The organism is Paenibacillus albiflavus (assembly GCF_004344915.1).
GTDB classification, from domain to species: Bacteria; Bacillota; Bacilli; order Paenibacillales; family NBRC-103111; genus Paenibacillus_AM; species Paenibacillus_AM albiflavus.
The window spans coordinates 192,561-201,222 of record NZ_SKFG01000012.1; the positions used below are offsets into that span (position 1 = coordinate 192,561).

Annotated in this window: 9 protein-coding genes; 6 read left to right on the forward strand and 3 right to left on the reverse strand. The window is 40.8% G+C overall.

The features are described from left to right. Positions 1 to 37: 37 nt before the first annotated feature. On the forward strand, positions 38 to 1,909 hold the full coding sequence (locus E0485_RS25800) for a flagellin N-terminal helical domain-containing protein (protein ID WP_328591317.1): 1,872 nt from the start codon (positions 38 to 40) through the stop codon (positions 1,907 to 1,909). Positions 1,910 to 1,988: 79 nt separating this feature from the next. Here E0485_RS25800 and E0485_RS13790 read toward each other — a convergent pair whose 3' ends face one another. Then, on the reverse strand, positions 1,989 to 3,203 hold the full coding sequence (locus E0485_RS13790; RefSeq protein WP_132418632.1) for an MFS transporter: 1,215 nt from the start codon (positions 3,201 to 3,203) through the stop codon (positions 1,989 to 1,991). A 404-nt stretch (positions 3,204 to 3,607) separates the two neighbouring features. Between E0485_RS13790 and E0485_RS13795 the strand changes: the two genes are divergently transcribed. The 5 genes from E0485_RS13795 to E0485_RS13815 are packed head-to-tail and all read left to right on the forward strand — an operon-like array spanning position 3,608 to position 7,325. Further along, positions 3,608 to 3,982, forward strand: coding sequence for a GntR family transcriptional regulator (locus E0485_RS13795; protein WP_132418633.1), 375 nt, complete (start codon positions 3,608 to 3,610; stop codon positions 3,980 to 3,982). Between the two features lie 5 nt (positions 3,983 to 3,987). Then, on the forward strand, positions 3,988 to 4,854 hold the full coding sequence (locus tag E0485_RS13800; protein ID WP_132418634.1) for an ABC transporter ATP-binding protein: 867 nt from the start codon (positions 3,988 to 3,990) through the stop codon (positions 4,852 to 4,854). Continuing rightward, the gene (locus E0485_RS13805) at positions 4,847 to 5,473 is read left to right on the forward strand and encodes an ABC-2 transporter permease (RefSeq protein ID WP_132418635.1); all 627 of its coding nucleotides are present in this window, start codon (positions 4,847 to 4,849) and stop codon (positions 5,471 to 5,473) included. The genes E0485_RS13800 and E0485_RS13805 overlap by 8 nt, the downstream gene beginning before the upstream one ends. A 53-nt stretch (positions 5,474 to 5,526) precedes the next feature. Next, entirely contained in the window at positions 5,527 to 5,832 is a 306-nt protein-coding gene (locus E0485_RS13810; protein WP_132418636.1) for a YfzA family protein, read from the forward strand. 41 nt (positions 5,833 to 5,873) lie between these two features. Beyond that, positions 5,874 to 7,325 (forward strand): erythromycin esterase family protein, encoded by a 1,452-nt coding sequence (locus E0485_RS13815; RefSeq protein ID WP_235857563.1) that lies wholly within the window; start codon positions 5,874 to 5,876, stop codon positions 7,323 to 7,325. Positions 7,326 to 7,501: 176 nt separating this feature from the next. Here the strand turns inward: E0485_RS13815 and srtB are convergent, their stop codons facing one another. Both srtB and E0485_RS13825 read right to left on the reverse strand, forming a co-directional pair. Next, entirely contained in the window at positions 7,502 to 8,281 is a 780-nt protein-coding gene (gene srtB, locus E0485_RS13820) for a class B sortase (RefSeq protein WP_132418637.1), read from the reverse strand. Between the two features lie 19 nt (positions 8,282 to 8,300). Then, on the reverse strand, positions 8,301 to 8,662 hold a 362-nt coding region (locus tag E0485_RS13825; protein WP_132418638.1), incomplete at its 5' end, for an LPXTG cell wall anchor domain-containing protein.

Consider the following 8,662-nt stretch of genomic DNA (forward strand, 5'->3'; position numbering starts at 1 on the left):
ATTTGGCTATAAAATATCTCTCTTAGAAGGAGTAAGAATGATAATATCCAAAAATTTGTCAGCGCTTAATGCTACTAATATGCTGCAAAAAAATTCTAAAGCCAGTTCGAAAAATATGGAAAAGCTATCCTCTGGGTTGCGAATCAATAAAGCAGCTGATGATGCGGCAGGATTGTCAATCTCCGAAAAGATGAGGGGACAAATTAGAGGATTGACTCAAGCATCCAGAAATGTTCAGGATGGTATTTCTCTCATTCAAACAGCAGAGGGCGGCTTCCAAGAAATAACGGATATGCTACAAAGACAAAAGGAATTAATTATTCAAGGCTTGAATGGGACGTACAATTCCCAAGATAAACAAAACATTGATGAAGAAATACAGCAATTAAAAAATGAAATAAATCGCCTATCGCATAGTACCGAATTTAATACAATGAACCTGTTAGCAAGGAATGATTATATCATTCTTGCTGACCGTTCCAGTCATACCGTGGATAGGACGACATCAGGGCCATTCCCTCCCGAAATTACACTTCACGAAAGGTTTTATATGTACTTTCCAATAGGAACGACAGACGTGCCACGTACCGTTAATTCGTCTCAAACGGATACTGTGATAACTGACAACTATACGACGGATACTCATACTTCACCGATCACGTCACCAGATGGTAGGGATGGCGTCAATCAATATGAAAAAAATGAACATATACATACAGAGTCCACAGTTACAGAAGAATATTCATATGAACGATTATTTGTGAGTGACCCGAGATTTAAAGAGCTCGCAGTTCATACCTTTGATAAAACAGATGTACATCATGTATCTTTCCAGCCATCTCTTATTCCTAATGCAATAACGGTAGGACAATACCCAGACTTTGGAGGGCTTAATGATTATTCTATATATGTGAACATTGACGGTGTTTCAACATCGCTTAAACAATTTACTTTAACAAGCTCAACCATAACTCCGAATGGGATATCCGCCATTTATGAAAAAGATGGAATCCAATTGGAGAAAATGATGTCAACGGATGGTTCGTCATTTAAAGCAGAGTTCAAAATAACGAATAACTCGGGGATTGACCAGAGAAAAATAAGTGTCAATATGAGTTTTAAGCCGATGTATGATGCTAAATATTCGATTTCATCACCAAGCGGAGTACCTGTGGGTGGGACGGCGACAAGCGAACAAATCCCTAATTCAGAGACCGTTTTTTCACTTTCCAATGAATTTGTAGATTTTGATTTTTCTTTCTTAAGTGGAGGGGTGTATGGGCAGCCGGATTCTGTAACAACTTCAGCAGATTCTACTTTGAGTTTAACGCATGATATTATACCTTCGTGGGAGAACGCAAATTTTAATGATGGTGATGTTTTGCAGTTTGGTATTCAGTTGAGCAATTTTAATATTAAAAAAGATGTTTATCGGGTTACGAATGACATTACAAGCCAAGTTGATTTCATGGATCAAACCGTGACTACAGACATTAAAGATATAGACTATATTACTCCGTCTATTGAAATCCAAGACAGTGATCAAGCAGATCAGAAGCTTTATATACCTTTATTTAATGTAGATACGGATGGTCTAGGTATAACGAATATAGGGGTATTGCCGCCAGCTAATCCGAATCAATCCCTAAATCAACTTGATCATGCGCTATCGACGATTCTTACCTTTAGAGGAATTTATGGCGCATTGCAGAACCGTATGGAGCATACGATGAATAACGTCAATAATTCTACTATTAATTTATCCGCAGCTGAATCACGTATTCGCGATGCTGACATAGCAAATGAAATGGTGGCTTTGACGAAATCGAACATTCTAACTCAAACTACCCAAGCGATGTTGACTATAGCAAATCAAAATCCTCAAGGTGTGTTGCAAATACTTAAATAGAATAAACTTGAACAAACAGAAACACGCGTCCGTCTTTATTGACGGACGCGTGTTTGCTACTCTTTTGATTATGTCTTAATTATTTAATTTCAACCGATTGTATAGCTTTATTTGATCCTCTTTTTAGAGTTAGCATCACGATGAAGGAAATACAGTATAAGACAGCTAAGTAGATCATTACGACCGTCATATCATAGCTTTGAAGAATATACCCAACAAAGATTGGTGAAAACCCTCCTATAGCTCTACCAAAGTTAAAAATCGTATTTGTAGCCGTACTTCGAATTTGCACAGGATAAAAGCTGCTAATTAATGCTCCATACCCGGCAAACATGCCATTTGAGAAGAAGCCGACAACCGCACCACCAATTAATATGGCGACACTTCCAGTTGCGTAGGAGTATAAAAACACAGCACATGCAGAGGCAAGTAAAAAGATACCAAAGGTACGCTTTGCACCAAATCGGTCCATAAACCGGCCAAACGTTAACATCCCAATAATCATGCCAACAGCTGTACTAATTGTCCAAAGTGCAGAGCTTGAAACGGATAAACCTTGCGTTTTCTGCAACATAGACGGCAACCAAATCATTAAGCCATTGTAACCGGCAATTTGCACAGTTGCCATAACGATCAATGAAATTGTCGTCATCGATGTTCGAGGCGTTTCAAATAGTTGCACCAGCTTACTTTTTTCATGTTGCTTGTTGATTTTTTTATTTTTCTGAGCAGCCAGCCATTCAGGTGATTCCTCAAGATTTTTTCGCACAATAAAGGCGAAAATTACAGGCAACACGCCAACAAAGAATAAAGCTCTCCATCCTAAAGTCGGAAGAATAACGGCACTTAGTAACGCTGCTAGAATAACTCCGTATTGGGCACCTACACTAACATATGAAGAGGCTCTTCCTTGCTTATTCTTCGGCCAAGCCTCGGCAACAAGAGCCATACCTATTCCGTATTCGCCTCCTGCACCAAGACCTGCGATAAATCTATAAATAAAAACTTGTTCAATATTCGTTGCGAGTCCAGTTAAAGCTGTTCCAATCGCAAACAATAAGATGGTATACGTAAATACTTTTACCCGCCCAAACTTATCAGCTAAAACCCCAAAAATAATACCGCCTAACAGCATACCAATGTTCGTTATGGAAGAAATCAGTCCACCAGTTGCGAGATCAATGTTAAATTCTGAAATAATCATTGTCATCGCAAAGGAAATAAACATAATGTCCATTCCTTCTAACGTTAAACCAGCTACTGAAGCTACCACTGTTTTCTTACGATAATCCATTCTAACGATCCTCCATTTTCTTGATGATAAATATCTCTTGTAGTGTGTTTGAGGGAATGGATTGGATTATTCAAGACTCTTCCATTCTCTTTTGAAGCCTCACGGGACTCCCTTTAAAAGAAGTACTATAAAGCAAAATAAAAAGCCCTTCTGGCACAGAGGTCAAAAGGGCATGAAAAAACATAGATATTATGAGCCTTACAATATCAAGTAGCCTTTTCAGCCTCTCTGGACCGTATTAAAGGATATTTATTTCGTGATACATAGTAGCAAAATAGGATGGATGATGTCAATAGCCATTGCACTTTATAGAAGCAAATTAATTGGTAAGTTGACGCAACAGTAAATAGTGTATATAGTATATATATACACTATTTACTCTATTGACGACAGCGAGGTGGAACATGAACATTATTATATCTAACGCATCGAGCGATCCGATTTACATACAGATCATGAACCAGATCAGACAGAGCATCCTGAGCGGTGAATTACATGCAGGCGACAGCCTCCCCTCCATTAGGCAACTGGCCAAGGATTTGCAAGTAAGCGTCATTACAACCAAGCGTGCATATGAAGAGTTAGAGAAAGAGAAGCTAATCGACTCTGTCGTAGGTAAGGGTTGTTTCGTATCGGGAGCAAATAAAGATTTCATTCGGGAGCAACACATGAAACGACTAGAAGAGAAAATAATAGAAATCATTCGAGATAGCAAAGAATTAAATATGAGTAAACACGATTTAATCGAACATCTGAGTTTATTATTCGAGGAGGAATAGACACCATGAATGCAATAGAATTACGTAATCTAACGAAAGCATACCCTCAATTTACAGTCGATAACGTATCTTTAGATGTGAAAAAAGGCTACATTACCGGACTCATTGGTCCGAATGGCGTCGGTAAAAGCACCTTGATCAAGATGATGCTCGGCATGATTCGTCCTGACTCCGGGAGCGTCACAATACTAGGCTGCGATATGCCTAAACAAGAAGTTGACATTAAGCAGCGTATCGGCATTGTGTCGGATGATTGCTTCTATTATGAGCATCTGACGATTCGTGACTCGAAGAAGATGATCGCACCTTTCTACAAGAAGTGGAACGAAAAGAAATTTAACAACTATCTTGAACAATTCGAGTTGTCCCCCAAGAAGAAAATTCAAGATTTATCCAAGGGGATGAAAGTCAAGTTCTCCCTTGCAGTTGCCTTATCGCATGAGGCTGAGCTCTTAATTATGGATGAGCCTACCTCTGGACTTGATCCTGTGTTTAGAAGGGAATTGCTTGATCTACTTACGGATATGATGCAAGACGAGAGCAACTCGATTATCTTCTCGACCCATATCACAGCAGATTTAGATCGCATTGCTGACTACATTGCTTTCATTGATCGCGGAAAACTCGTATTCAATGAAGCGAAAGATGAAATGCTCGAGCGATACGCAATCGTGAAAGGCGACTCGGGACTGCTCGATGCAGATATTCGAAACAAATTTGTCGGGATTCGCGAAACAGCTGTTGGTTTTGAGGGAATGGTAGATAATAGGCAAGAGGCAGAACTGCTGTTTGGTAATTATGCTGTGTTCGAAAAACCCTCCATAGAAGAAGTCATCTATTTCACCACCAAGGGAGGACGCATTCATGCTTAACTTGCTTCGTAAAGACTTTATCGCTTTAAAAAGCTCACTATGGGTACTTATCCTTTGTATGGGTGTTTTCAGTATCGCTTTTATACCCAAACATGATGCGTCTATTTTCACTGTGGCTATCACTTTAGCTTGCGTCTCACTTAATATCAGTACGATGATCGATATCAAAAACCATAACCATAATTTTCTGGTTACGCTGCCAACGAGCCGCAAGCGTATCGTTCTAGCCAAATACATAACAAGCATCATTTTTACACTTTTTGGAGTCCTTGTTTCTTACGGAATTCACTCACTCGTTAAACTAGCAGTCCCAGAACTTAACAAACCAGACTATTCGATCATGGGCCTACTAGTTCCAGCAGGAATGATGCTTATTGTAATTTCAATCTATTTGCCGCTTTTTTACTCACTTAGTAAAAAAGGAGTTGAAATTATCAGTATCGCATTTTTTATAATCCTGATTGTTCTGATGAGCCCTGCAGCTATGTTGATGAGTATGATGAGCGAGGAAGGCTTTATCAGTAATCAAGCTTTATTTCTTACTCCAATCGGGCTCTTACTGTTACTCATTGCTTCCTATTATGTAACTGTGTATCTGTTTACTAGAAAGAATCTATAGAAGGGCGTAATCAAAGCAATACTTATCATCTAAGTAAAGGAGAGCCAGTCTCAATGACAGATACACAAAAAAAAGGTCGTTCTGCTCAAATAAGAAATTGGGTTATTACACTTGGTATTCTTCTCATTATGCATTTATACTTTATCATCGCTGATGGCACATCATGGGTGCCGAACATGAACGATTCGGGCAACTTAATGAGCAGGATTTTCCAATCACTTTTACAAATGAAACTCTTTACGGAATGGTTCACTCCTTATAGCTACCCATATTTTAATTGGGTCACAGTAGCTAGTACCATCGCTATAATCATAGCAGCAATAGTAACCATTATATCTAATATCTTTTCAAAAAAATGAATCAATCAGCATGCGTAAAAATATAAAGGAGCAATTCATCTATGAACCGAGAAACAAGAAAATTCAATCATCGATTTCAAAAAATCGTATTAACGTCCATCCTTGCTTTAAGCAGTTCTGCAGCTATGTTGATTTCTGCCGATACGGCATTCGCTGAAACAGCGAAGACAGAGACTGCCCTCCCTACGAATTCAGCAGCGAATCAAGCTGCATCTACTCGTACGTCTGATGAGACAATAAGCGACTGGAAGGCATGGGTACGAGACCATGCTTACGGCATCAAATCTATAGAACCGGAGAAAACTGTCAATGGCAGAGTCCCTTCCGATCGTTTCGCAGATTTGAACATGTTAAAGCCTTTGCTTCATGACAAACGTTTTGTTTTCTTGGGGGAAAGCTCGCATGGCGCTGCCGAATACAACTTGGCAAAAACTCGATTAATTCAATTTCTTCATCAGGAAATGGGGTACAATGTGCTAGCTTTTGAGAGCGGTCTAAGCAATTCGGCAATTGCAAATGGTAGATTGAAAGAGCAATCAGCGGAACAGACGATGAAAGATTCGCTTCTCTACGTTTGGTGGACACAGGAAACGCTGCCCCTGTTCGATTATATGAAAGAAACACAAAAGGCGAAACAGCCGCTAAAGCTGGCAGGGTTCGACATACAGACAGACCTCCCATTCATAAATGGAGATTGGCTGAAGGATAAGGAACTGACCAAACGCTTGGCTGAGACGGAGGAAGCGCTCTTCAAATGGCAGATGAGCAAGGATATTGAAGGTTACCGCAAGGCAAAGCCGAGTATTGTGAAAGTCTATGAACAGGTCAAGGAACAGCTGAAAACGCACGAACAAGAGTTGACAAAGGCTTATCCGAATGAACCGCAAATAGTAAAGCTATTGGATCGCGCCTTATCCAATCGTATTCGCTTAGCTGAAGAGTATGTGGAAATCACCATCCAAGCATTTGAAGGGGCTGAGAAAGGCGACATGACTATGTTCGTGAAGTTGAGTGAATGGCGGGATCAAGCCATGGTTGATAACCTGATTTGGCTTGCGACGGAGGCTTATCCAACAGAGAAGTTTATCGTCTGGGGGCATAACGGTCATCTTCGCAAAGCAAATTCCGAAGTGATGGGGACAAGTTTCCCAGTGAAGACTTTGGGTGAAATGTTGCCAGATCAGTACAAGCAAATTAGCTACGTAATTGGCTTGTATGCGACTGAAGGAGAGACGGCTGGCAATGACCGCGTGCCAATAAAGGTTCTAACGCCGGAACCAGGTTCAGTGGAAGATATTTTATCGGCAGCGAACCAGCCGTTTACGTTCATGGACCTTCGTTACCGCCTGAACGAGCGAGGCAACTCGTGGATGTTCGAACCACGCTTTGCCTATGACTGGGGATCTATAAAGGAGAGCCTGATACCTCGTACACAATATGATGGCATTCTATTAATTAACAAAGTGAGTGTACCGCAATATATCAATAAATAGAATTACAAAGCAAATGAAGTATTCGGTCATGGACATTCTGGTCCCAGCTACTATTTAAAAGAGCACGATGAATTTTTTCCATAAAATTTCATGATAGACCTAAAAAGGCTCAAGCATATGATTGCTTGAGCCTTAATTATATTTCGCCAATGGCTAGATGCCGTGTCTCTTCATCGTCAATTACGCTTTCGGGCGACAACCGCTAACCGACCGTCTTCGGTTGAGTATTCACACGTAGACAGAACAATAAGCTTATCGCCATACCGGGCTGTTACGCCCGTGTTGTAAAGAGCGAGTTTTTGGATGTTCTGCATATACGAGTCAAACTCGGCGGATGTTCCTACTTTTTCAATCTGGTAATATTTAAAAACATCGTCCGTTATGCCATAAACCTTGGAGAGAATAACGGCAACGATTTCATATTCTGTCTTTTCATAAAGGGTGCTGAACTGGAGCGTAACATGCTCCTTATAAAAACTTTCTTGTTTGTACTTCATCAAATCTGCAAACATCGCACCGCTTTTCATGTGATGTCCGTGAATCAGCAAAATGTCCGAACCGTTTATCCGACTATGTTCGTCCAAAAAGGGGAGTCCGTTTATGTTTTCCTTCTTATCAAAATCATGATTAAGATAGTACTCTACATCCTGTTGGTTCTGCATAATCGGGTACTCAATTCGGGTGCCATCAATTTCTAGCCAACCGACGATGTCCGGGTTTCTCCTGTAAAGCTCTTGAAATTCAGGGAGCATAACCTGCTCATGCGCATTTGTGATAAAAGGCGAGGGTGTTACAGCACCCTCGCCTATATCCAGTTCTTTTTGCCGTATTTCTGCTAACTCTTTCATTTGCTGCTGTTCATCATAATCCCGCAGGTAAATTCTCGCAATATTGACGAGAGAAAAAACCAACAGAATAGAGAAAAAGGCGATAAGAATTTTTTTTGTTTTGCTCATTTTCTTACCGCCTTTCCTGTTACGAAATGTGCTTTTTCTTCCTAATGCTGAGCAGACCGATCGCAAGCAAGGACATTAGCGCCAAAGCCATATAGAAGATTGGCGGCATGCTATCATCACCTGTTTTCGGAACATTGTCCAGCTCGTTCTTGCCATTGCCGGCTCCACTGTTACCGTTGTCGGTTCCGTTGTTACCGTTGCCGGTTCCGTTGTTACCGTTGCTGGTTCCGTTGTTACCGTTGCCGGTTCCGTTGTTACCGTTGCCGGTCCCGTTGTTACCGTTGCCGGTTCCGTTGTTACCGTTGCCGGTTCCGTTGTTACCGTTGCCGGTTCCGTTGTTACCGTTGCCGGTTCCGTTGTTACCGTTGCCGGTTCCGTTGT

Excerpts from the sequence above, each read along its gene's own strand:
- E0485_RS13800 (WP_132418634.1), top strand. The coding sequence starts at position 3,988 with ATGAATGCAATAGAATTACGTAATCTAACGAAAGCATACCCTCAATTT.
- E0485_RS13815 (WP_235857563.1), top strand. The coding sequence starts at position 5,874 with ATGAACCGAGAAACAAGAAAATTCAATCATCGATTTCAAAAAATCGTA.
- E0485_RS13810 (WP_132418636.1), top strand. The coding sequence starts at position 5,527 with ATGACAGATACACAAAAAAAAGGTCGTTCTGCTCAAATAAGAAATTGG.
- srtB (WP_132418637.1), bottom strand. The coding sequence starts at position 8,281 with ATGAGCAAAACAAAAAAAATTCTTATCGCCTTTTTCTCTATTCTGTTG.
- E0485_RS13805 (WP_132418635.1), top strand. The coding sequence starts at position 4,847 with ATGCTTAACTTGCTTCGTAAAGACTTTATCGCTTTAAAAAGCTCACTA.
- E0485_RS13790 (WP_132418632.1), bottom strand. The coding sequence starts at position 3,203 with ATGGATTATCGTAAGAAAACAGTGGTAGCTTCAGTAGCTGGTTTAACG.
- E0485_RS25800 (WP_328591317.1), top strand. The coding sequence starts at position 38 with ATGATAATATCCAAAAATTTGTCAGCGCTTAATGCTACTAATATGCTG.
- E0485_RS13795 (WP_132418633.1), top strand. The coding sequence starts at position 3,608 with ATGAACATTATTATATCTAACGCATCGAGCGATCCGATTTACATACAG.